Annotated in this window: 23 protein-coding genes; 12 read left to right on the top strand and 11 right to left on the bottom strand. The window is 71.7% G+C overall.

The window, feature by feature from the left end; genetic code table 11:
- Positions 1–3 precede the first annotated feature (3 nt).
- Positions 4–1212 (top strand): glycosyltransferase family 61 protein, encoded by a 1209-nt coding sequence (locus tag AB4880_RS16810; protein ID WP_367920374.1) that lies wholly within the window; start codon positions 4–6, stop codon positions 1210–1212.
- 80 nt (positions 1213–1292) lie between these two features.
- On the opposite strand, the gene AB4880_RS16805 is transcribed toward AB4880_RS16810, so the two are convergent.
- The 7 genes from AB4880_RS16805 to AB4880_RS16775 all read right to left on the bottom strand — a co-directional run bounded on the left by AB4880_RS16805 (position 1293) and on the right by AB4880_RS16775 (position 7869).
- On the bottom strand, positions 1293–2015 hold the full coding sequence (locus tag AB4880_RS16805) for a sugar transferase (protein ID WP_367920373.1): 723 nt from the start codon (positions 2013–2015) through the stop codon (positions 1293–1295).
- Between the two features lie 3 nt (positions 2016–2018).
- Positions 2019–2750 (bottom strand): hypothetical protein, encoded by a 732-nt coding sequence (locus AB4880_RS16800; protein WP_367920372.1) that lies wholly within the window; start codon positions 2748–2750, stop codon positions 2019–2021.
- Positions 2747–3937 (bottom strand): glycosyltransferase family 4 protein, encoded by a 1191-nt coding sequence (locus tag AB4880_RS16795; protein ID WP_367920371.1) that lies wholly within the window; start codon positions 3935–3937, stop codon positions 2747–2749. The genes AB4880_RS16800 and AB4880_RS16795 overlap by 4 nt, the downstream gene beginning before the upstream one ends.
- Positions 3938–3955: 18 nt before the next feature.
- Positions 3956–4939, bottom strand: a complete 984-nt coding sequence (locus AB4880_RS16790) for an NAD-dependent epimerase/dehydratase family protein (protein WP_367920370.1) — start codon at positions 4937–4939, stop codon at positions 3956–3958.
- Positions 4940–5007: 68 nt separating this feature from the next.
- Entirely contained in the window at positions 5008–5952 is a 945-nt protein-coding gene (locus AB4880_RS16785) for an SGNH/GDSL hydrolase family protein (protein WP_367920369.1), read from the bottom strand.
- Positions 5953–5993: 41 nt separating this feature from the next.
- On the bottom strand, positions 5994–6899 hold the full coding sequence (locus tag AB4880_RS16780; protein ID WP_367920368.1) for a class I SAM-dependent methyltransferase: 906 nt from the start codon (positions 6897–6899) through the stop codon (positions 5994–5996).
- A 64-nt stretch (positions 6900–6963) separates the two neighbouring features.
- Entirely contained in the window at positions 6964–7869 is a 906-nt protein-coding gene (locus AB4880_RS16775) for an SGNH/GDSL hydrolase family protein (RefSeq protein ID WP_367920367.1), read from the bottom strand.
- Between the two features lie 89 nt (positions 7870–7958).
- On the opposite strand from AB4880_RS16775, the gene gmd reads away from it, so the two are divergent.
- From gmd to AB4880_RS16760, 3 genes are all read left to right on the top strand, one after another.
- Positions 7959–8936 carry a GDP-mannose 4,6-dehydratase gene (gene gmd, locus AB4880_RS16770; RefSeq protein ID WP_367920366.1) on the top strand — a complete coding sequence of 326 codons (978 nt, stop codon included), beginning with the start codon at positions 7959–7961 and terminating at the stop codon, positions 8934–8936.
- 113 nt (positions 8937–9049) lie between these two features.
- On the top strand, positions 9050–10336 hold the full coding sequence (locus tag AB4880_RS16765) for a protein kinase domain-containing protein (protein WP_367920365.1): 1287 nt from the start codon (positions 9050–9052) through the stop codon (positions 10334–10336).
- Position 10337: 1 nt separating this feature from the next.
- The gene (locus AB4880_RS16760) at positions 10338–11429 is read left to right on the top strand and encodes a glycosyltransferase family 4 protein (protein WP_367920364.1); all 1092 of its coding nucleotides are present in this window, start codon (positions 10338–10340) and stop codon (positions 11427–11429) included.
- 254 nt (positions 11430–11683) lie between these two features.
- On the opposite strand, the gene AB4880_RS16755 is transcribed toward AB4880_RS16760, so the two are convergent.
- Positions 11684–12409: an FkbM family methyltransferase gene (locus tag AB4880_RS16755; RefSeq protein ID WP_367920363.1), complete on the bottom strand. Its 726-nt coding sequence runs from the start codon at positions 12407–12409 to the stop codon at positions 11684–11686.
- Between the two features lie 81 nt (positions 12410–12490).
- Here AB4880_RS16755 and AB4880_RS16750 point away from each other — a divergent pair, with 81 nt between their 5' ends.
- Genes AB4880_RS16750 through AB4880_RS16740 form a run of 3 tightly spaced genes read left to right on the top strand, consistent with a single transcriptional unit; the run spans position 12491 to position 14971 of the window.
- Complete coding sequence (locus tag AB4880_RS16750; protein WP_367920362.1) at positions 12491–13645, top strand: glycosyltransferase family protein; 1155 nt, start codon at positions 12491–12493, stop codon at positions 13643–13645.
- A gap of 40 nt (positions 13646–13685) precedes the next feature.
- Positions 13686–14357 carry a class I SAM-dependent methyltransferase gene (locus AB4880_RS16745; protein ID WP_367920361.1) on the top strand — a complete coding sequence of 224 codons (672 nt, stop codon included), beginning with the start codon at positions 13686–13688 and terminating at the stop codon, positions 14355–14357.
- The gene (locus AB4880_RS16740) at positions 14354–14971 is read left to right on the top strand and encodes a serine O-acetyltransferase (protein ID WP_367920360.1); all 618 of its coding nucleotides are present in this window, start codon (positions 14354–14356) and stop codon (positions 14969–14971) included. Before AB4880_RS16745 ends, AB4880_RS16740 begins: the two co-directional genes overlap by 4 nt.
- Here the strand turns inward: AB4880_RS16740 and AB4880_RS16735 are convergent.
- The gene (locus AB4880_RS16735; RefSeq protein WP_367920359.1) at positions 14940–16052 is read right to left on the bottom strand and encodes an acyltransferase family protein; all 1113 of its coding nucleotides are present in this window, start codon (positions 16050–16052) and stop codon (positions 14940–14942) included. The two genes, AB4880_RS16740 and AB4880_RS16735, sit on opposite strands and share 32 nt — an antisense overlap.
- Positions 16053–16139: 87 nt before the next feature.
- The gene (locus tag AB4880_RS16730) at positions 16140–16820 is read right to left on the bottom strand and encodes a CatB-related O-acetyltransferase (RefSeq protein ID WP_367920358.1); all 681 of its coding nucleotides are present in this window, start codon (positions 16818–16820) and stop codon (positions 16140–16142) included.
- A 150-nt stretch (positions 16821–16970) separates the two neighbouring features.
- Here AB4880_RS16730 and AB4880_RS16725 point away from each other — a divergent pair, with 150 nt between their 5' ends.
- The 3 genes from AB4880_RS16725 to AB4880_RS16715 are packed head-to-tail and all read left to right on the top strand — an operon-like array spanning position 16971 to position 19334.
- A complete protein-coding gene (locus tag AB4880_RS16725) occupies positions 16971–17201 on the top strand; it encodes an acyl carrier protein (RefSeq protein ID WP_367920357.1) in 231 nt (76 codons plus the stop codon).
- A gap of 10 nt (positions 17202–17211) precedes the next feature.
- Positions 17212–18582, top strand: coding sequence for a class I adenylate-forming enzyme family protein (locus tag AB4880_RS16720; protein WP_367920356.1), 1371 nt, complete (start codon positions 17212–17214; stop codon positions 18580–18582).
- Positions 18579–19334: an SDR family NAD(P)-dependent oxidoreductase gene (locus AB4880_RS16715; RefSeq protein ID WP_367920355.1), complete on the top strand. Its 756-nt coding sequence runs from the start codon at positions 18579–18581 to the stop codon at positions 19332–19334. Before AB4880_RS16720 ends, AB4880_RS16715 begins: the two co-directional genes overlap by 4 nt.
- A gap of 20 nt (positions 19335–19354) precedes the next feature.
- On the opposite strand, the gene AB4880_RS16710 is transcribed toward AB4880_RS16715, so the two are convergent.
- Positions 19355–20317 (bottom strand): hypothetical protein, encoded by a 963-nt coding sequence (locus AB4880_RS16710; protein ID WP_367920354.1) that lies wholly within the window; start codon positions 20315–20317, stop codon positions 19355–19357.
- A 100-nt stretch (positions 20318–20417) separates the two neighbouring features.
- Here AB4880_RS16710 and AB4880_RS16705 point away from each other — a divergent pair, with 100 nt between their 5' ends.
- Complete coding sequence (locus tag AB4880_RS16705) at positions 20418–21746, top strand: lipopolysaccharide biosynthesis protein (protein ID WP_367920353.1); 1329 nt, start codon at positions 20418–20420, stop codon at positions 21744–21746.
- Between the two features lie 10 nt (positions 21747–21756).
- Complete coding sequence (locus tag AB4880_RS16700; RefSeq protein ID WP_367920352.1) at positions 21757–22806, top strand: class I SAM-dependent methyltransferase; 1050 nt, start codon at positions 21757–21759, stop codon at positions 22804–22806.
- Positions 22807–23163 lie beyond the last annotated feature (357 nt).

The raw sequence follows: 23163 nt of genomic DNA, 5'->3' as shown, positions 1-23163 counted from the left end.
CGGATGAGCCGTCTCCCTCCCCAGCTCCAGCCACTGTTCCCGGTGGTCAAGCGCGGGCACCGGATCGGTGCCCGCGTGGTCGGAGCGGCAGGTCGTCGTACCGTCGGACCGCGCCGCGGACTGCCCCGCACGGGCAGCGAGCGGTCGCGGGAGACGGCGCTCGCCGAGCCGGGCGCCGTCCGGCTGCACAGCGTCGGCGCGGCGTTCACGGTCGAGCGTCCGCAGCCGGTAGGGGAGCCTGCCGGCCACTGGTACTTCACCCGGCGCCGGCTCCAGCAGGTGCCGGAGCGCTTCGTCCTCGAGCTGACCGAGGGCCGGCTGCTCGGGCGGCACGCGGCGGTCGTGACCGCGGGTGGCGTCCTCGACCTCGAGACCAGCCACTACTTCGACATCGCCGGCTGGCGCGAGCACCCGGTGTTCTGGAACCCGCGCCCGCAGGAGCCGACCCGCATCGACGGGACGGTCGCCGTCCTGGCCGCCCGGGCGACGGGGCACAACTACTACCACTTCCTGATGGACGCGCTGCCGCGGCTGGCGATGCTCGACGACGCCTTCCCGGGAGTCGTCCCCGACCGCTGGGTCGTCGACACCCACACCCGCTACCAGCGCGAGCTGCTGGCGCTGGTGGGCCTCGACACCGACAAGATCGTCACGCCCGGGCCGGGCTTCTCGCTCCAGGCCCGGCGGCTGCTGGTGCCCTCGCTGCCCAACGTCAGCACCATCGTCTCGCCCGAGACGACGGCCTGGCTGCGCACCCGCCTGCCCGCACGCGCGAGCGCGGCCGACCTGCCGCGGCGGCTGTACGTCACCCGCGGTACGACGCCCCACACGCGCCGCATGGTGCAGGAGGACGCCGTCGTGGCGATGCTCCTGGCGCGCGGCTTCTCCGTGATCGACCCCGGGACCCTCAGCGTCCAGGAACAGATCGACCACTTCGCCGCGGCCGACGTCGTCGTCGCGCCGCACGGCGCCGCGCTGTCGAACCTGACCTTCGCGCCCGAGGGCGTGCGAGTGCTCGAGCTGTTCGCCCCGGGCTATGTCAACGGCGGCTACTGGTCGATCGTCGGGAATATCACCGACTCGCGCTACCGCTATCTCGTCGGCGACGGCGCGGCGCCCGCGCCCGGACGGCCGATGCGCGGGCTGATGCACGACATCGAGCTCAGCCCCGAGCGGGTGAGCGCGGCCCTCGACGAGCTGCTGGCCGACTGAGCCGCGTCGCACCCGGCAGAAATGTCCGCTTCACCGGCATTTCGGAGCAGATATGCCGGGTGGGACGGGGGAGCGGGAGGTCAGGCGACCTCGGTGTTGTCGCCGATGGCGGAGTGGCTCTCCTCCATGACCGCGACATTGCCGCGGCTGCCGCTGGCGTGGGCGATCATGTCCATCACCTCGGCGTAGGACATCGAGTCCTTGACCCGGGCGACGATGAGCACCGTGGCGAGCAGGATCGTGAAGTCGAGGCGGAAGCGGTAGCCGTCGATCACCGCGTGGCAGTAGGCGCCCTCGATGCGCAGCCGCTCGGAGTCGCTGAGCGCGTCGCGGCCGACCAGCTGGGCCGGGCCGGTGAGGCCGGCGGGAGCGAGGAAGCGGTCGCCGGCGTAGGGGTACTCCTCGAGCAGCGCGTTCATCACGTTGGTCGGGAGCGGGCGGTTGCCGACGATGCTCATCTTGCCGGTGACGACGTGGAAGAGCTGCGGGATCTCGGTGAGGCCGCAGCGCTCGAGGAAGCGGCCGGCCTTGGTGTAGAGCGGCGAGTCCGGCGCGATGTTGAGGAACCGGGTGTTCGTGACCGGGACGGTGTCGCGGTTGACCAGCTTGTCGGCGTTCTTGACCATCGTCCGGAACTTCACGACCTTGGTCGGCTCGCCGGAGTCGACCAGCCGGTTGGACCGGTAGAAGACCGGACGGCCCGCGGTCACCAGGATCAGCAGCGCGCCGGCGAGCACCGCCGGGAGCCAGACGACGGCAGCGAGGGTGACGACGACGACGTCGAACAGTCGCTTGAGGTGCATCCGTTACTCCCGTGAGTCGCTGCCGGTCGCACCGCCGCCATGTGCGCCCCCCAGCGCGTTGCGTTGACGTCCAGTCGAGAGGCCCAACGAGCGAAGAGCGAAAGAGATACTCCTCACAGCGAGCCAAATTCTGGAGTCCGCACCAACAGTGCGGCGCACCCCTGGCGCGGTGTCCTCGTCGAGCACGACACGGGCCAGCCGGTCGTACGACGCGTGCAGCCGCTGCCACGGCTTCGCGGCCCGTCCCGAGCGCAGCCGGCCCGGGTAGAGGACGGCGAGCGCGGCGCCGTACCGGGCCGTGTGCTGCTCGAGGAGCTGCTCCAGCAGGGACTTCCAGCCGCCGTAGTAGCGGCGGTCGTCGCCGGGGGCGAGCGCAATGACGGTGGAGACCAGGACGACCTCGACCGGCCGGCCGGAGCCGAGCACCTGGTCGACGATGTCGAGGTCGCGCCGGACGGCGGCCAGGTCGGCCTCGAAGTCGGGCTTGACCGGATGCACCGGGCCGAGGGCGGCGACGATCAGCCGCACCGGGCCGTCGCCGAGCTCGGCGACGCGGGCGCCCAGCTTGCCGGTGGAGGCGTCGACGATGTCGAGGGTGCCGAGTCCGGTCGCGGCGGCGACGGCCGAGACGTCGGCGGCGTCGCGGGCGATCGCGAGCACGGGGGCGGCGCCAAGGCGGCGGACGACCTCGCGACCGAGCCGGGTCTTCGGGCCCAGGACGACGGTCGCGGTCATCGGCTGCTCCGGCTCAGGATGGTCTCGAAGCGGTCGGCGCAGCCGGCGAGCGCGAACTCCTGCTCGGCCAGGTCGCGGGAGGCCTCGCCCAGCTCGTCGCGCAGCTCGGCGTCACCGAGGACGTCGACCGCCCACGCGGCCGCCTCGGGCAGCGCCTTCGCGTCGGGCGCCACGACCGAGCCGCCGGCGCGGGTGATCAGCGCGGCGGCCAGGTTCTCCGACGGCATCATGCCGAGGACCGGGCGGCCGGCGCACAGGTAGGACAGCGTCTTCGACGGCACCGAGAAGGCGCCGGCCTGCTTCTCCAGCAGGACGACGAGGATGTCGCCGGTCGCGAGCACCTCGGAGAGCCGCTCGTAGGGCTGGAACGGCAGCAGCGTCACCGGTACGTCGAGCCGCGCGGACTCCGCGCGGATCACCTCGACCGCGGGGCCCTCGTTGACGACGACCAGCCGCACCGGGCGGCCGGCGTCGATGACCTGGCGGGCGAGCCCGACCAGCAGCGTCGGGTCGTGCTTGAGGCCGAGCGTGCCGGAGTAGAGCAGGGTGGCGGTGTCGTCGAGCTCGTGCTCGGTCGCCCAGTCGTTCTTGCGCTCCGCGGGCACGATCTCGTCGAGCGGCGCCCAGTTGGGGATCACGGTGACCTTGTCCGCCGTCCCCCACTCCTCGTGGACGGGGACGAACGACGGCGCGATCACCACGATCGCGGCCGCGCGCCGGGAGACCCAGCGCTCGGCGATGCTGAAGACCGTCGCCACGAGGCGGAACAGGCCGCCCAGCTTGTCGCCCGCGAACGAGCGGACCGCGACGGCGTAGACGTCCTGGTGCCAGAGCACCCACGGCCGCCGGAGCAGGGCCATGCCCAGCGCGAAGACCACCAGCGTGGGGATCTGCGCGTTGGAGAGCATCGCCGTCTGCGCGCGGGTACGGCGTACCTGCTTGAGCAGCTGCCAGCCGACGGCCGCCTCGACCACGATCCGCCGGAGGAACCGGTCCTTCGCGATCGGGTCGGTCGGTCCGACCGGGTCGAACACCAGCGTCTCGCCGAGCTCGGCGGCCAGATGACCCTTGCCCGACACCCACCCCGGGCAGTAGGAGTGGGTGACGGCGTGCCCCCGCCGGGCGAGCTCACGGCTGAGCTCGACCTGGAACGGGTGCCCGGAGTAGTCGTGGACGAGGATGCGCACGTCAGGCGGGTGCGGGGGTCAGCCCTGAGCGCGCTTGACCTGGTCGTAGACCCACGCGTAGGTCTTCGCCAGTCCGTCGGCCAGGCTGATCGACGGCTCCCAGCCGAAGACCTCGTTGATCATCGTGTTGTCGGAGTTGCGGCCGCGCACGCCCTGCGGGGCGGAGAGGTCGTACTTCCGCTCGCACTTGATGCCGGCGATCTCCTCGACGATCGAGTAGAGCTGGTTGATCGAGACGAGCTCGGCCGAACCCAGGTTGATCGGGTCCTCGAGGTCGCTCGCCAGGATCATCTGGGAGCCCTTCACGCAGTCGTCGATGTACATGAAGCTGCGGGTCTGCTCGCCGTCGCCCCAGATCTCGAGCTCGTGCTTGCCGGAGATGACCGCCTCGGCGATCTTGCGGCACACCGCCGCCGGCGCCTTCTCGCGGCCACCGGTCCACGTGCCCTCCGGGCCGTAGACGTTGTGGTAGCGCGCGGTGCGCGTGATCAGGCCGAAGTCCTCGGTGAAGTGGCGGGCCATCCGCTCGCTGAAGAGCTTCTCCCAGCCGTAGCCGTCCTCGGGCATCGCCGGGTAGGCGTCGCTCTCCTTGAGGGCGGTGATGTCGGTGTTGGTCTGCTTGTCGGCGGCGTAGACGCAGGCCGACGAGGAGTAGAAGTAGCGCTCGACGTCGTACTTCTTGGCGGCCTGGAGCATGTGCGTGCTGGTGAGCACGGTCAGCATGCAGAGCGCCTTGTTGTTCTCGATGAAGCCCATGCCGCCCATGTCGGCGGCGAGCATGTAGACCTCGCGCGCGCCGGCGGTGCTGGCCTCGGCGGCGTCGAGGAGCGACAGGTCGGCCTGCACGTTCTCGGCGTCCGGGTGGACCTGGTACCACTCCGACTGCGGCTTGACGTCGACCACCCGAACGGTCTTGCCCTGCGCCAGCAGGTCAGCGGCCAGGTGCCCTCCGATGAAGCCACCGCCACCGGCCACGAGCACGTCCACCTGACGTCCCGACATGTCCCTCACTCCTTTGCGTCTTCAGCCCCCCAGCTGCATGCGGATCCAACGACCGAGGGGCGGTGACGTCACGGGGAGTTCGGGGTGGCTTCCCTCGTCTTCGCGGACGCGTCCGACGAGCCGGCGAGGACGTCGAGCACCTGGCGCGCGACGAGCTGCTGCTCCTCCGGGTAGGGGTGATAGGCGAAGCCGTCGGTGCGCTCGGGGCGGGCGCCCGCGATCCACGGGTCCTTGCTGCAGATGTCGTGGCCGGCGCTCGGCGTCCAGACGTCGACGTACGACGCGCCGCTGTCGGACGCGGCGCCCTCGACGGCGCCGTTGAGCCCGTTGAGCAGGTCGCGCGCGAGCGTCATGTCGCCGGTGGCGATGGGGAACTGGGCGCAGCCGCCGGTGGCCGGGAAGGCCTGCGGGTAGCCGACGAGCAGGACCCGCGCCTCCGGCGCCCGCTTGCGCACCAGCTCGACGACCCGGACCAGCCGCTGCTGGATCCTGTCGAAGACCTGCCACACCCGCGGGTTCTTCGCCGCGATGTCGGTGCAGGGGGAGCCTGTCGGGTCCTGCTGTGCGGCGAACATGCAGTTGATGATGATCCGGCCGAACAGGTTGAAGTCGTTGCCGCCGAGGCCGATCGTCACCAGCCGGGTGTCGGGACCGACGGCGTCGATCTGCGGCGGTACGGCGGCGCCCCAGGTGGGCTTCTGGCCGGCGGTGACGTCGGCGGTCGTCGCGCCGCCGCAGCTGACGTCGGTGAGCTCGAGCCCCAGCTTGTCCGCGACCTGGCGTGGGTAGTTGGTCAGCGAGCGCAGGCAGCCGCCGGACTCGGTGTCGAGCTTTCCGGTGAGGTAGGCCGCGGTGTAGGAGTCGCCGAGCGCGACGTACCGGTCACCCTTGTGCAGACCCTCGCCGGCGCCCGCCTTGTGCGCGCGCGTCGTGCAGCCGGCGAGCGCGAGCGTCGCCGCCACGAGCAGCGCGAGGAGCGTGACGGGGCGGATCGGGCGCGATCGAGGAGCCACGTCGGTGAATCCTACGAACCCGACCTGAGCGCCGGCCCGGATCAGAGGGGCTTGCGCGCGAAGACGTCGAGCACGATGCGCGGTGCGAGGCCGCGGTCGACGAACTGGTCCATCACCTTGCTGCCGGCCTTGAGGGCGGGGCCGCGGAGGCCGGCGAAGTAGAGGTACAGCTCGGACGACAGGCTGTAGCGGGCCTTCGGCGTCGCGGTCACGTCGGTGTATCCGAGGCGGGTCAGCTGCAGCTCCATGCTGGCCGGCGTGTGCAGGATCCGGTGGTGTGTGGGCAGCCGCCGGTCGGACACCTTCGTGACCCGGCCGTCGGACGCCTTGGCCAGCCCGAGCGCGGCCCGGTCGGCGAGCGTGCGGTGCGGGGTCTGCAGCACCAGGCAGCCGCCGGGGCGGAGCATGGCCAGCGCGTCGGCGAGCAGCCGGTCGCCGTTGGGCACGTGCGCGAGGACGCACCACATGGTGACGACGTCGAACTCGTTCTCGTGGCCGAGCGTGCCGATGTCGCCGAGCTCGAGGTCGATCTCGTGCCGCTCCTTGGCCAGCCGGACGGCGGCCGCGGACGTCTCGTTGCCGAAGACCTCGCAGCCGAACTCGTCGCGGGCCAACTGCAGGAAGCCGCCGTCGCCGGCGCCGACGTCGAAGACTCTGGTGTTGCCGCCGGTGCCGCGGCCGGTGCCGAGCTGCCGCAGGCTGGTCGCGAGCATCTCGCGCCAGATCTCGGGGCGGCCGCCGTCGCGCTTGGCCGCGACGTAGGCGGCGTACAGCTCCGGGGTGATCTCGTCCTCGGCGACGACCTGGGGCGGCGCGTCGTCGTACTCACCGTGGGCGGACATGCCGCACACCTGGCAGGTCACGATCGTGCGCCCGGTCGCCCGGGAGGCCGGCATCCGGCGGATCTGCTGGGAGCGACAGGCCGGGCACTGCTGGACAGCGGGCATGGCCGGTGATCCTAGGGCACGTCCGAGCCGCCCGCGCGGGAAAGCGCGGGTTGGTCAGGACAGATCAGGACAGGGTCGCGACGAGCAGGTCGGCGACGGCGCGCTGCTCCTCGGGGAACGGGTGGTAGGCGAAGCCATCGCGGCGGCGGGGGTGGGCGCCCGCGATCCAGGGGTCCTTCGAGCAGACGTCGTGGCCCTGGGTGGCGGACCAGACGTCGACGTACTCGACGCCCTCCTCCTTCGCCGCGGAGGCGAGGACGTCGGTCACGTCCCGGGCCGCCTGGAACGCGAACGGGACGTCGCCCCGCGCGATCGGGAGGTTGGCGCAGGGCTTGTCGGACGGGAAGGACTGCGGGTAGCCGACGAGCACGACGCGCGCCTGGGGCGCCTTCGCGGCGACGGCGCGGATGATGCTGGTCAGCGAGTTCTCGACGTTGCGCAGGTCGCGCTTGCCCTTGACCTCGTTCTGCCGGGCCAGGTCGGTGCACGGGGAGCCGCTGGGGTCGCCGGCCGCGAGCTCGACGCAGCCGCCGATGATCGCGCCGTAGAGGTCGACGTCATTGGAGCCCATGCTGATCGTGACCAGGTCGGTGTCCTTGGTGACCGCCTCGATCTGGGCCGGGATCACCGATCCGCCCTCCTTGCGCTGGGGCGAGAGCGCGGCGTCGCTGGTCGCGCCGCCGCAGCTGACGTCGGTGAGCTCGAGGTCCAGCTTGTCGGCGAGCAGGCGCGGGTAGTTGGCCAGCGAGCGCAGGCAGGGGCCGGACGCCTTGTCGGTCTTCCCGGTCTTGTACGCCGCCGTGTAGGAGTCGCCCAGCGCGACGTACCGGTCGCCGGCGTGGATCGCGCGGTCGCGCTGCGCGCCCGGGTCGGCGGGCGGCTCCTGGTCGGGGTCGCCGCAGGCGCCGAGCAGCAGCCCGCCGACGACGAGGAGGGCGGCGGACAGGGAGGCGGCGCGCCGTCGGCTCATGTCGCTGGATGATACGAGCCGGGTCCTGACCCGGCCGCGCCGCCCGCCGCGATGCCTCCCTGGGGTGAACACGTTCTAGGCTCTGCCTCGTGAAGCGCGCACTCATCACCGGGATCACCGGCCAGGACGGCTCCTACCTCGCCGAGCTCCTGCTCGCCAAGGGGTACGACGTCCACGGGCTCGTGCGACGCTCCTCCATGTTCAACCGCGGCCGGATCGACCACCTCAAGGACGAGCCCCGCCTCCACCTGCACTACGGCGACCTCACCGACGGCGTCAGCCTGGTCAACCTGGTGCGGATGATCGAGCCCGACGAGGTCTACAACCTGGGCGCGCAGAGCCACGTCAAGGTGTCCTTCGAGATGCCCGACCACACCGCGTCGACCAACGCGATCGGCACCCTGCGCCTGCTCGAGGCGATCCGCGCGGCCGGGCTCGACTGCCGGTTCTACCAGGCGTCGACGTCGGAGATGTTCGGCCTGACCCCGCCGCCGCAGAACGAGCAGTCGGTCTTCCACCCGCGCTCGCCGTACGGCGCCTCGAAGCTGCAGGCGCACTGGGTGACGGTCAACTACCGCGAGGCCTACAACCTGTTCGCGGTCTCCGGGATCCTGTTCAACCACGAGTCGCCGCGGCGTGGGGAGAGCTTCGTGACCCGCAAGATCACCAAGGCGGTCGCCGCGATCTCCGCGGGCATCACCGACCACGTCGAGCTGGGCAACCTCGACGCCGTCCGCGACTGGGGCTTCGCGCCGGAGTACGTCGAGGGCATGTGGCGGATGCTGCAGGCCGACGAGCCCGACGACTACGTGCTCGCCACCGGCGTCGGCTACACGGTCCGCGACTTCTGCGAGGCGGCGTTCTCGCACGCGGGGCTGCACTGGCAGGACCACGTGAAGCACAACGACGCCTTCGAGCGCCCGGCCGAGGTCGACGCGCTCATCGGCGACGCGTCGAAGGCGAAGTCGCTGCTCGGCTGGGAGGCGCAGACCCGGACGCCGGAGCTGGCCAAGCTGATGGTCGACGCCGACCGCGAGGACCTCGACCGGCTGCTCAACGGGCGCTGATCCGGGCCAGTTCGAGGCGGTCTCGGCGATGAGCAGAACCTGACCGGTCCTGCTCCGTTGTCCCTCTAGGATTCGCCGGACCCCCCGGACCCCCCAGGAGGAAGTGACCCGTCATGGCCGCCCCCACAGAACCGAACGACGTCGCCGCGATGTCTCCCGCCGACCACGTCAAGGCCGAGGAGGCGGCGTGGCAGGCGATCGTCGCGGACGTCCTCGGCGCCGGCGCCGAGCTGGTGTCGGTGAGCCGGTTCATCACCGACAGCCGGACCTACCGGGCCGGCGACAAGCTGGCGAAGATCCGTCGGATCGACCCCGCCTGGCCGGCCGACGCCGGCATGGAGGTCGAGGCCGGGTTCCTGCGCTCGCTGGGGCGTGAGGTCGACTACGCGCAGCGCGACGGCTGGGAGATCTCGCTGCAGGAGGTGCTGCCGGGCAGCACGTTCAGCAGCCACCTGTTCGACCAGCAGGAGACGTCGTTCACCACGAAGGACCGGATGCGCGTGCTGCGCTCGCTGGTCCCCGAGCTGCGGGCGCTGCACAAGCAGGGCATCGCGCACGGCGACCTGCGCACCGACAACATCCTGGTCGAGGGCGACGACGTACGCCTGGTCGACTTCGACCGCGCGACCCGCACGTCGCCGCGCCGGGCCGCGCTGCGCGACTGGGTCGGCATCGGCGCCGGCCCGACGCCGTTCTGGAAGCTCGCCGCGGTCTCGCTCGCGCCGAAGAGCCTCACCGCCGCCCGCCGGGTCCGCTACCAGCTGGTCAAGAACCGGCCCGCGGCCAAGGTCGCCGGCGAGACCCGCGACGTGGCGATCCTGCGCGACGCGTGGCACCTCGCCGAGCAGTCGGCGGCCAACGCCCGCGGCCAGGGCCTGGCCTACTACGCGCTGAGCTATCGCGGCAGCCACCTGTCCGGTGAGCGTGCCTGGCCGCTGCGCTGGGACCCGATCGCCGCGTCGGTCGACTTCACCGGCAAGCGGGTGCTCGAGCTGGGCTGCAACATGGGCCTGCTCTCCAACTTCGCGAAGATGCATGGCGCCGCCGAGACCCACGGCGTCGACCACGACCACACGATCGTCGACGCCGCCAAGACCGTCGCCCGGGCGTTCGAGACCGGCTGCACCTTCGAGCAGCTCGACCTGATGGGCGAGGAGAAGTGGGAGGAGCGGCTCAGCGGCTACGACATGGTCACCGCCCTGTCGATCGTCCACTGGCTGCCCGACCGCGACCGGGTCCTGCGCTTCCTGGCCCAGCACGCCGAGCTGCTCTACGAGGGCCACGACGAGCTGGACGACGAGATCGCGCTGCTCAACTCGCTCGGCTTCGACCAGGTCGACGTCGTCCTGCGCACCGAGCGGGACCGCCACGTCCTGCTCGCGCGTCGTACGGGCAGCTGACGTGACGCTCGCCGTGGCGGCGGCGCGCCGGGACGCCGAGCCCCTGCGCGTCGTCATGCTGGCGACCGGCCTGACCGGCTACCTCGACGCGAAGTTCCGTGCCCTCGTCGAGCGCGGCGTCGAGCTGTTCGTGATCACCCAGGCCAAGCGCGACAACGTCGCCTACGAGCGGTTCCCGCTCGAGGACGTCGCCAAGGTGCACGCGTGGCACGAGATGCCGACCGGCGAGGAGCTCAACCGCCTCGTCGACGGCTTCGCGCCGCACGCGATCCTCGTGCACTCGTGGCACATCCCGCCGTACCGCGAGGTGCTCAAGGGCCGTGAGGGCCAGGCGCTGCGCGTGTGCTGGATGGACAACAACTGGCTGGGCACGCCCCGCCAGTGGGTCGGCCGCGCCACCTCGCGGTGGTTCCTGCAGCCGATGTTCGACGCCGCGATGGTGCCGTGCGAGCGGACCGAGACCTTCGCCCGCCACCTCGGCTTCGGTCCCGACACGATCCTGCGCGGCAGCCTGTGCGCCGACACGGACCTGTACGGCGCCGGCCCCTGGCCGGGCTCCGAGCTCGCCTCGCGGCGGGCCTTCCTGGCCGCGCTGCGCATGGTGCACCACAAGGGAGCGGACGTCCTCGCGGACGCCTACCGCCGCTACCGGGACGCCGTACCGGAGCCGTGGGACCTGCACCTGGCCGGCGTCGGGCCGCTGCTGTCGGACTTCGACGGCGTACCCGGGGTGGTGCGGCACGGGTTCGTGCAGCCGCGCGAGCTCGCCGGCCTGTTCCACGCCAGCAGCGCCTACGTGAACCCGTCGCTGGCCGAGCCCTACGGTGTGGTGCTGCACGAGGCCACGGCCGCGGGGCTGCCCGTGATCACCTCGGACATGGTCGGTGCGGCGCCGACGATGGTGCAGGACGGCGTGAACGGCTACCTCTACCCGACCGGGGACGCTGCCGCCCTGGCGGACCGGATGGCTCGGGTGAGCACGTCCTCCGCTGCTCGGCTCGAGGAGATGTCGGCGGTGAGCAAGGGATTGTCGCTGCGGCTGTCGCCTTCGTCGTGGGCGCGGAACCTCGAGGAGTTCCTCCGCACCTGCTGACGCGACCCGGCACAAACGAGCTCCCAAAACGCGCCGACCCGGCAGAAACTGGCTCGGGAAATGCGCTGACCCGGCAGAAACTTCTGCCGGATCAGGGGGCCGCCCTGCTTGCGCGGAGTCGTGTGCCTGAGAACGCCTGTGGGCGGGTTCTCAGGCACACGACTCCGGCGGCGGCACCTGTCGCGGCGTGATCGGCGGGGATCGCATCAAGCAGGGTCAGTGCTTCTCGTGAGCTAGTTTCTGCCGGGTCGGCGTCAGCGCTCCCGGAAGAACGTCCCGTCCGCCTGCAGCACCGCACCCGACGCCGCCGCGAACCCCGGCTCCAGCCCGGTCAGCACGAACCCCGCGTCGTACATCCGGCTGATCGCCTCGTCGACCAGCATCCCGCCCTCGTAGGTGGTCGTGAACGACAGCTCCAGCTGCACGCCCACGCACGCCTCGAGGGTCTTCGCCGCGCCCTCCAGCACCTGCCGCTCGAAGCCCTGCGTGTCGACCTTGAGGAAGATCCGCGAGCCGTGCACCGGCACCTCGTCGACGAGGTCGTCGAGGCGCGCGACGCGGACGGTCTCGGTGCCGACGTAGCCGACGTGGGGGGCAGCGGCGGCGTGGCGCTCGCCCATCGGGAGGAAGGAGCTGCTGTCGCTGTTGGAGGCGATGTGGATGTCGGCGGTGCCGTTCTCGGCGCCGAGGCCGACCTGGACCGTGTGCCACGAGGGGTCGGCCGCCGCGGCCGACGCCAGCACGGCGTACGGCGCGCTCATCGGCTCGCAGGACACGATCGGGCCGCGGTAGCCGAAGTGGCGCAGCTCGGCGGCGTAGAGGCCCTTCGCGGCGCCGACGTCGAAGACCAGGTCGACGGCGTGCTCGGCCAGCAGGGTCTGTCGCCGCACCGCCGGGTGACGACGTACGACGAACCCGCGGTCCGCGACGCGCTGGATCGCCGAGCGGAGAGCGCGCGAGGTCAACTGCCTTCGGTCCATGGGAGCACACCGTAGCGGTGGTCGGTGGTCCCGCGTGCGGCTATGCTGCGGCCCCGTTCCAGTTGTGGGTGGAGAGGTGTGATGACGACCGTTCTCGTCGAGCCGAGTCCGGTCGGGCACCGGTTCCAGGCTGTCGCCAATGTCGCCAAGGTCGCTCTGTTGCAGGGCGACGTGGTGCTGCTGACGTCGAAGGGCGCCACCGAGCACGAGGCCTACGCCGACTATCTCGGCGGCCTCGACGTGCACGTCGAGGAGGTCTTCGACGGCGTGCTTCCGCCGACCCGGCAGATGGCCGCCGCGGCGGCCGAGGTGTGCCTGCGTACGCCGGTAGCGGCGGGGGAGCGGCACACGATCGTGATCATGGACGCCGACCAGGCGCTCAAGCGCTGGTGGTTCGAGGCGCCCCGCGTGCTGCGCGGGATCGCGCCGCGGCCGCGCGTGGTGTTCATGCTGACCCGCTATCCCGCCAAGCTGAGCATCAACGACCTCACCGGCTGGAAGCTGCGGATCCCCAAGGCCACGCTCGCCGTGGCCGCGATGGCGACCCGCACCCTCGACCGTACGGCGGGCTTCGCCGGCCGTGACGACCTGACGCCGGGCTGGATCGTCAAGCGCACCCGCGACCCCGACCTGTGCGACGCCCACTCGCGCGACCGCGCGCAGCACCGCGCCGAGCTCGGCCTGCCCGCCGGGCGCCGGATCGCCGGCATCTTCGGGGTCGTCAACGAGCGCAAGAACGCCAAGCTGGTGTGGGAGGCGATGGGCCAGGCGGGTCTCGACGCCGACCTGCTGCTCGCCGGGCCGATCGCGCCCGAGGTGCTGGCGTGGGCCGAGTCGCTGCCGGCGGAGGAGCGCGGGCGGGTCATCGTCCGCGACGGCTTCCTCGCCGGCGACGTGCTCGACCGGCTGGTCGCATCGGTCGACGTGGCGCCGATCATCCTGACCAACAACGGTCCGTCCGGGATCATGGGCAAGGCCCTCGCCGCCGAGGTCCCCGTCGTCACCGCCGGGTCGCGCGTGCGTGCCCGTGAGCTCACGGCGACCGACGGGGGCGAGGTGGCCGAGCTCGATCCGGTGTCGATCGGGGCCGCGATCGCCCGTGTCTTCGCCTATCCGGCCGACCGCAAGCGGTCCAATGCGATCCCGCCGGCAACTGCCGAGGAATTCGCGGAGAACCTGCTGGGTGTCGACTCGTTGGGAAGGGTACGACGTCCTCGCTCGCGCCAACGTGCCTGAGCGGCGCCCGCAACGATCCCCCCTGGAGGCGTTTCCCCACATGAGGCTTCACCCTGCCGAGCACCCGCGGCTCTACGCGGCCGCGCGCGCGACCGTCCACGCCGTCAACACCCCGATCGCCAAGCGCCGGATGGGGAAGGCCGCTGACGCGGCGGCGCGGCCGATCAAGCTGGAGATCGGCGGCCTGTCCGACCGGGCCGGCTGGCTCGTGGTCAACGTCAACGCGCGCACGCGCAACTACCTCGACGCCACCGAGCCGTGGCCCTTCGAGGACGGCGCGCTCGACGTCGTCTACGCCGACAACATGATCGAGCACGTCCCGCTCGAGGCCGGCCGGCGGATGTTCGCCGAGGCCTTTCGCTGCCTGCGCCCCGGCGGGGTGATCCGCCTGGTCACGCCCGACCTGGGCAAGCACGTCGAGCTCTACCTCGCCGGCAGCCGCTCGGTCGAGGACGAGGTCGGCACCTTCTACCGCTCGCTCGGCCTGACCGTCGAGCACCCGACCGACCTGGTCCGCGTGCCGATCGCGTCCTTCGGCCACCACACCGGCTATCTGTACGACGTCGCGTCGCTCTGCGCCGAGCTCACCAAGGCCGGCTTCAGTGACGCGCAGGAGTGGTCGCTGTCCGACAGCCGGCACGAGGCGCTGCGCGGACTCGACAAGCGCACCGGCGAGGGTGGCGCGCAGATGGCGATCGAGGCGGTCCGTTGAGCTCTCCCGCCGTCGAGCCGGAGGGTCTGACCACGTCGGAGGGGATGGGGTTCCGCGACCTCGTCTTCTCCGACCTGGTGCGCTACCGGCCCGACGTACGCCCGTCCTGGCCGGCGTATGCGGTCAAGGCCGTGTCGAACCCCGGCCTGATCGCGTCGGTCATCCTGCGCGCCCAGCAGATCGCCGTACGACGGGGCCGCACGCGGCTCGCCTTCCTGCTCCGCACCATCGGCCTGATGCTCGTCAGCGCCGACTTCGTGCCGGGCATGGACGTCGGCCCCGGCCTGCTGATGCCGCACCCCAACGGGATCGTGATCGGCAACGGGCTGCGGGTCGGCGCCAATGTCACCCTGGGCGGCGGCGTCACGGCCGGCGTGAAGCAGCCCGACACCCCGCCCGAGGACGACGGCTTCCCGACCGTCTGCGACGGCGCGATCGTGCTCGCCAACGCGGTTCTCGTGGGCCCGGTGACCGTCGGTCGCTACGCCCAGGTGGGCGCCAACTCGGTGCTGCTGTCCGACGCACCCGAGTGCGCCGTCATGTTCGGGGTGCCGGCCCGCAAGGTCGCCACCCGCGAGCCGGTCATCCCGGGATCGTACGAGCGTCTGGGCTGACCGCGACCGGCTGCCGGCGGGGCTTGATCAGCTTCTTGCCCCACTCGCGCACCGGGCGCTCGATCAGGTTGTAGGACAGCGCCGCCAGCAGGATCGAGATCGGGGTCGTGATGACGAAGAGCTCGGGTGGGTCGATGATGTGGAACTTGAGCCGCAGCACCGCCATCACCGGCAGGTGGAAGAGGTAGACGCTGTAGGAGATCAGGCCGAGCAGCGCGACCGGTGCCCAGCCGAGGAAGCGGCCGACGCCGTAGCGGTGCACCCGGTCGAGGTGGGTGATCAGGCCGGCGGCCAGCAGCGTGATGACCGGCGCCTGCCAGATCATGTAGCTGGAGTCGACGAAGATCGTGTACGTCGCGCCCATGAGCACCCAGCAGCCGCCGAAGCCCGCGATCGCCCAGCCGATCCAGCGGCCCTTCGGCTTCGACTCCGGGCCGGCGTCGGGCATCGCCCGCTTGGCCAGCACGAACGCCAGGCCGCAGCCGACGAGGATCTCCCACGCGCGCGTCCACGGCAGGTAGTAGGCCGGCGCGAAGGCGTGCCCGCCCTGCTCACCGGACTGCAGCACCATCAGCAGATAGCTGACCGCGATGCCCGCGCCGATCCACGGCAGCGGCCGCTTGCCGCGGCGCAGCAGGGCGGCCAGGCAGATCGGCCAGATGATGTAGAACTGCATCTCCACGGCCAGGCTCCAGGTGTGGCCGAACTTCCCGAGCTCGCCACCCCCGAAGCCCCAGACGAAGTTCTGCACGTAGCCGGCGGCGGCGCCCGCCGTCCGCAGATAGCCGCGGAAGGTCGGCTCCACGCCGAGGTAGCGGAACCAGAAGGCGCCGACGAGCAGCACCACGACCAGTGCGGGATAGACGCGCAGGATGCGGCGCCACAGGAAGGGCCCCAGCCGGATGTCGCCGGTGCGCTCGAACTCCCGGATCAGCAGCGTCGTGATGATGTAGCCGGAGAGCACGAAGAACACGTCGACGGCCATCCAGCCGCCCAGCGCCAGGGGAGCGTTCGTGTGGCAGGCGATGACGGCAAGGAGAGCAATCCCACGAATGCCGTCCAGTTCGGGACGGTAGAGCACGGGCAGAGCATCCCACCAGATGAGAGGTTCGGCGACCGTTCTCGAAGAATCGCCCCGCGCGGGCCTCCGGGCGAGATCAGGGCACTCTCAGGCCGTGCAGAGCTCGCAGGACGGCGCGCCCAGCGCCGGGTCGTGACCGGCGACGAACTCCGCCACCTTCGGCGAGTGGATGATGTGCTGGTGGGCGGCCACCTTGTCCGGCTCCCAGTCCCACCACTTGATGCGCAGCAGCGCCTCGCGGGTGGGCTCGTCGAAGCGGTACTTGATGTGCTTGGCCGGGTTGCCGCCGACGATCGAGTACGGCTCGACGTCCTTGATCACGACCGCGCGGGTCGCCACGATCGCGCCGTCGCCGATCGTCACGCCGGACGTGATCACCGCCTGGTAGGCGATGAATGCGTCGTGGCCGACGGTGATCGGGCCGTTGTCGTAGATCGCGCCGGGCGCCTGGATCCACTCGCCGTTCTCGGCATGACTGTGGACCGTGCTGACCCAGTCGGAGTGGTGGAGACCCCCGGGGATGAACGTCGCGGTGTAGTGGATCCCCGCGTAGCTCTTGACGTGCACGGGGTGGCCGTCGTTCTCGACGGTCTCGAGGATGGTCATCGTCGGGTACGACGGGTACTCGTAGGTGAGCAGTCGCTCGTCGAGCTCGTCGAAGTGACGGACCTGGTGACCGTCGACCCATCGGCGCACGCTGCGCTTCAGTCGGGCGACGGCCTTCTCCCGGGCGGTCCTGGGAGCAGGGACACGCATGTCGGCACGCATGCGGAGAGCGTAGGGCAAGTAAAGGCCGTCGGTGGGCGGTTGACCGTGGGAACTCGCCCTGCGCAACGACTTCGGACGCTAAGGTGGGCGCGCCTTGCCCCGGGCGGATCGTGTGCTGTCGGGGCACCCAGATCTGAGGAGCGAGCAGCAATGCAGGAACGTGTCGAGCAGGTCGTCCGCGAGTTCGTGTCGCGGGTGAAGCCCGAGGCCGGCGAGCTCGCCGCCGACACCCCGCTGTACGCCGACGGCGCGGGCCTCGACTCGCTCGAGGCCGCCGAGCTCTCGGCCGTCCTCGAGGACGAGTTCGGCACCGACCCGTTCCAGGGCGAGACCATGCCCGAGACGCTGAACGACATCGTGTCGTTCTACGCGACCGCCTGAGCGCTTCCGCGTGATCGAGTTCCTGCGCCGCGGCGCGGAGGTCCGGCCGGAGCGTCCGGCCGTGGTCACCCACGACCTGACCGTCTCCTACGGCGAGCTGCTCGCGCAGGCCGAGGTCGCCGCGACCCGGCTCGCGGCGCTCGGCGTCGACCGGGTCGCCGTCGCCGACCACGAGGCGGCGCCCGTCGTCGCGCTCATGGCCGCCGGCTCGGCGGTCGGCGTCGAGGTGTGCCTGCTGCCGCCCGACGGCGCGGAGCAGGTGCTCGACCTGATCGGCCGCTTCGACCACACCGTCGTCGTCACCGACCGCGACGACCTGCCGGAGTCCGCGCTGCCCGGCGGCGTACGACGCGTCGCGCTCGGCGCGCTGCTCGCCCCCGGCGACGCGCGGTTCGAGAGCGAGCCGCCGGCCCGTCGTCCGCACCTCGTGCTGACCACCGGTACGACGGGCGCCCCGCGCGGCGTCCGCCACGACTGGGGTCGTCTGGTGCGCACCACCGAGCGGATCAAGCCCGCCCACGACGAGCGCTGGCTGCTCTGCTTCGGCCTGCACCAGTTCGCCGGCCTGCAGGTCCTGCTGCACGTCTTCGCCGCCGGCGCGACGCTCGTCGGTCCGGCCCCGCGCCGGCCGCGCGAGGGGCTCGACGCGATGCGGACGCTCGACGTGACCCACGCGAGCGCGACGCCGACCTACTGGCGCTTCCTGTTGGCCGAGCTGCGCGCCGACGGGGGAGCGGTGCCGACGCTGCGCCAGATCACCCTCGGCGGCGAGGCGATCCCCGGCCCGCTGCTGGGCGAGCTCGAGCGGACCTTCCCCGACGCGCAGGTCTCGCAGGTCTACGCGGCCTCCGAGTTCGGCTCCACCGGCTCGATGCGCGACCGGCAGGCCGGCCTGTCGACGTCCGTGCTCGAGCGCGGCGACGACGCCGACATCGCGCTCAAGGTCGTCGACGGGGAGCTCTGGATCCGCTCGCGCACCGGAATGGTCGGCTACTACGGCGAGCCCGACATCGACGCCGAGGCGTGGCGGCCGACGGGCGACCTGGTCGCCGTCGAGGGCGATCGGGTCGTCTTCCTGGGCCGCTCGTCGGAGATCATCAACGTCGGCGGAGTCAAGGTGCACCCCCTCGTCATCGAGGAGCGGATCGGCGCCGTCGACGGCGTCGACCTGGCTCGTGTCTACGGACGGCGGAACCCGATGACGGGTCAGATCGTTGCGGTCGAGGTGGTGGCGTCCGCGGGAGCGGACACCGCCGCGATCGACGCCGCCATCCGTGCGGCGTGCGCCGACCTGCCCTCGGCGTCCCGCCCCCGCAGCATCCGGTTCGTCGACGAGGTCAGCACGACCGGGAGCAAGATCGTCAGGAGAGAAGCACAGTGAGCGACCGGACCACCACCAGCGAGCCGCGCGTCGTCATCATCACCGGCGGCAGCCGCGGCCTCGGGGCCGGCATCGTCCAGGCCTATCTCGACGAGGGCGACATCGTCGCCACCTGCGCGCGCTCCATCACGCCCGAGGTCGAGAAGTGGCAGGCCGACCCGGAGGTCGCCGAGCGCTTCCTCTTCCAGGCCGCCGACGTGTCGAGCTCCGACGACTGCACCGCCTTCGTCAACGCCGTGCACGCGCGCTTCGGCCGGATCGACGTCCTCATCAACAACGCGGGCGTCGCGCGCGACGGCGTGATCGGCCTGACCTCCGACGAGGACATCGACGTCGTCGTCGACCTCAACGTCAAGGGCTCGCTCTACATGGCCCGCCAGGTCAGCCGCCGGATGATGGTCAAGCGCAGCGGCACGATCGTCAACATCTCCTCCGTCGTCGGCCGCTCCGGCTACCGCGGTCTCGCCGTCTACAGCGCCACCAAGGCCGCGCTCGAGGGCATGACCCGCGCGCTGGCCCGTGAGCTCGGCTCGCGCGGCATCACCGTCAACGCGATCGCGCCCGGCTACCTGCGCACCGAGATGAGCCACGGGCTCGACGAGGAGCAGCTGCAGCAGATCGTGCGTCGTACGCCGTCGGGCCGGCTCGGCGACCCCGAGGACATCGCCCGCGCGTGCCTGTTCCTCACCGACCCGCGCAACACCTACATGACCGGCCAGGTGCTCGTCGTCGACGGCGGCCTGACCGGCTGAGCCCGGCGGTTGCGCCGCCCCTAGAACCAGGGGCGGCGCAGCCCGCGTGCCGCGGCGTAGGTGCCGTAGGCGAGCTCGGCGGCCCGGCGTACCGGGCGGCTCTCGTAGGGCGCGTTCAGCGCGGCGTCGTAGCGCTGCAGGGCCTTGTCCCAGGCGGCGTCCAGCACCTGCCCGGGATCGGCGTCCGGCAGCACCTTGCGCGCGGCGTGGGCCCAGACCTGCTCGTCGAGACGCGTACGGCGGGCGAGCAGCTCCCGCGTGCGCTGGTCGAGCTCGGGGCCGAGGTTCGGACGCCGGCGGCGTGGCACGGACACCCGCTCGTTGAGCCGGGTCTCGGGCAGGGCCAGGCCGATCGCGGCGCCCAGGTTGTCGAGGAAGTGCGGGTCCTCGACCAGGCCGACGTGGTCGAAGCGGTCGAGCGACTCCAGTGCGGCGTCGAGGAGCTCGTCGTCGTACTTGTCCTCGATGAACTCCGTCGGGGAGAGCAGCGCGTGCGGCCAGGTGAGGAAGCGCGTGATCGTGTTGTCGATGTTCGGCGCGATCATCGCGTGCTCGAGGTAGTCGCCGAGGCCGCCGCGGGCGACCCGGAACGCGATCGAGCCCGCGTGGCCGAAGTGGCGCAGGTCGAAGTCGGACAGCGCGCGGCTGTGCACCCACTGCGACAGCACGCGCAGCCGCGGGGCGCGCAGGATGGTGACCTCCTGGCGCTCGTCGTACCGCGGGCGGGTCGTGCCGGGCGAGACGTGGCCGGTCACGAAGGCCGCGCCCAGCGGCATCTGCTCCGGGCTGTGCACGAAGGTCGCCGCAGCCTGCGGGCGCAGCGCGTCGAAGCGGTCGTAGCCGCCGACGAGGGAGACGTCGACCCGATAGACGGTCGTCGTATCCGGCGGCAGCGCGGCGATGATCGCGTTGCGTGCCGACGTGCCTGCGCACTTGGGGATGTGGTTGAAGACGAGAGGTCGCTGGGGGGACGGCGCGCTCACGGCACTCCTTTCGAGGGCCCGGCGGCATTCGCCGCGCACCCAACGGGCCCGCGTTCTCCAACGACCGTCATGGGGTCCGCGTTACCCGTATCCTGCACCCGTGTCGACGTCCCCCTCCGGCCGGACTGCTCCCGTCGTCGAAGGCCACCGTGCGGTGCCCTGGTGGCTGCTCGCGGGCACCGGCGTGCTCACCCAGCTGCTCACCATGGCCGCCGGTGTCATGGCCGCGCGGATGCTCGGTGTCGAGGGACGCGGCCAGGTGCTGCTCGTCGCGACGCTCGCGGCCGTCGCCGCCCAGCTCACCCTCGGCGGCGGGCTGCCCAACGCGATCACCAAGCAGCTCGCGGAGCGGGCGATCCCGGCCCGCGACGGACTGCGCGGACTGACGCGGCAGTGGCTGCCGCTCGGCGTCGGCGCGGGCGTCGTCGCGGCGGCGTACTTCCTGCTGATCCACCGCGACGACATCGGCGTCGACACGCTGCTCCTCGCGCTGGCCGTGGTGCTCACGGCGCTGCAGGCGATGGCTGCGCGGATCCTGATGGGCGCGATGCTGGGGGAGGGCACCGAGCCGATCCGGATCGCGCTGACCGGCGTGCTGCCGCAGGTCGCCGTCGTCATCGCGTTCGGCGCGTGCCTGCTGTTCGGCTGGGACCTCGGGCCGGTCGCTGTCCCGTTCGTCATCGTGGCCTTCTCCGGCGGCGTCCTCATCGCCCGCGTGACCAGCCTGCGCCCCTCGCTCGGCCCCGACGCGCCGGGTCTCGACCCCGACGAGCTGCGCGCCCTCGCCCGGCGTGGGCACGTCAGCAGCGTCGGTCCGATCGACGGCCTCGCGCTCGACCGCTTCCTCGTCGGATCGCTGCTCGGCAACGCGATGCTCGGCCTGTACGGCGTCGCGTACGCGCTGTCCGCGCTGCACAACGTGCTCGGGATGTCGCTGGCCGGGGTCGCCCTGCCGAGGCTGTCGGTGCTGCAGACGAACCCCGAGGCGGAGCGGGAGTACGTCCGCAAGACGCTCGGGCTGACCGCCGTCCTGATGATCGCGGTGACGGTGCCGCTCGAGCTGCTCATGGAGCCGGTGGTGCGCTGGACCTTCGGCCGGGAGTTCCTGCCCGCCGTCGAGTGCGCGCGCTGGGTGGTGCTCGCCGCCGGGCTGCTCGGCATGCGGCGGGTGCTGATCTCGGTGCTGCAGGCGCGCGACCACGGCAGGTACGCGTCGGTCGTGGAGTTCGTGCTCGCCGCCGCGCTCGCCGCGGGGATCGTGGTCGCCGCGCTCAACGAGAGCCTGGTGCTGGTCGGCATCCTGCTGCTCGCCGTATCGGCCGCGGCGTGCGTGCTCCTGGGCTACGGGGTGCTCGTGACGCACGCGTCGGGACATCGTCCCGAGAACGGGTCCGTGGGACCTGCCTCCGAGAGCGCCGCAGGTGCGTAGGATCCCCGCCATGCCGAGTGTCGAGACCGCTCCCGAGGTCACCCCCGTCCTGACCGAGCGCACCGCCAACGCGCCCCTGACCGGACGGGTCAAGCGGGTGCTGAGCCGGTTCGCCCCGGCGTTCCTGATCACCTTCCTGGATCGCATCGTGTTCCGCGTGCGCCGCGCCCGGATCCGCGCCGTACGACGGATCTTCGCCGCGCTCGGCTTCAACGTGGCCCACCGCGCCGACTACTACTCGACGCTGCCCGTGCTCGAGGAGATCGAGGAGACCCGCGCCCGCTGGGACCGCCCGTCGAGCCTGCCGGGCGTCGACGTCGACGTACCGGCGATGCGCGCTCGGCTCACCGCCCTCGCCGAGCGCTGGGAGGCGGAGTTCCTCGCCGAGACCGGCGACTACCTCGCCAACACCCGCAAGGGCTTCGGCCCGGGCTACCCCGAGTTCGACGCCCGGACGCTCTACTACATGCTCCGCGAGCACAAGCCGGCTCGCTACCTCGAGGTCGGCTCGGGCCTGTCGACGTACTACGCCTCGCTCGCCGGGCGCCGCAACGCCGCCGAGGGCTCGCCCCTGCAGATCACCTGCGTCGAGCCGTACCCCTTCGACGCGCTGCGGACCGTCCCGAACTTCAACCTCATCGAGGGCTTCGTTCAGGACGTCCCCACCGCCCGCTTCGAGGAGCTCGAGGCCGGCGACGTGCTCTTCATCGACTCCTCGCACTCGCTCAAGATCGACAGCGACGTCGCCTACCTCTTCCTCGAGGTGCTCCCGCGCGTGAAGCCCGGCGTCATCGTGCACATCCACGACGTGCCCTTCCCCTTCAACACGCCCTTCCCGGCCGACACCTGGCTGTTCGGCGAGCGGTGGCCGGTGTACTGGAACGAGGCGATGGTCGTGCAGACCTTCCTCGCCTTCAACAAGGAGTTCCCGATCGAGCTGTCGGTGCCGATGCTGCGGTACGACGACGAGGCGGCGCTGCGGCGGGAGCACCCGGCGTACGTGGCCGTCGCGGACGACGCGAACCCGCCGTCGTCGCTGTGGTTGCGGCGGGTGGGGTGACGTCGCTCCCGCTGGTCTCCTGCGGGCTGGTGTGACGGGCTGGTGTGACGGGCTGGTGTGACGGGCTGGTCGGCGGCCGCGCGTAGCGTGCCGTCTCCCGCCGTCAAGGATCCTCGCTTCGCTCGGCCCGCTGCGCGGCGCCTTCGGCGTCCTTGACTGCGGGGCCCTGACGGCACGCTGGGGCGCGGTTGTCGGCACGGACTTCGTCCGCGCCGCCGCTGACGCGGCCGCCTTCGCTCGCCCGGTCTCCTGGCGCCGATCTTCGTTTTCGAGCCGGCCCGTCGGGGCTGGTCGGCGGCCGCCCGCTCCGCGGTGAGTCGTGTGCCTGAGAACCCGTCCACAGGGGTTCTCAGGCAC

The sequence above is a fragment of the Nocardioides ginsengisoli genome, assembly GCF_039537225.1.
Lineage (GTDB): Bacteria > Actinomycetota > Actinomycetes > Propionibacteriales > Nocardioidaceae > Nocardioides > Nocardioides ginsengisoli.
Note: the sequence above shows the minus strand (reverse complement) of the source record. Positions and strands in the feature narration are given on the sequence as shown.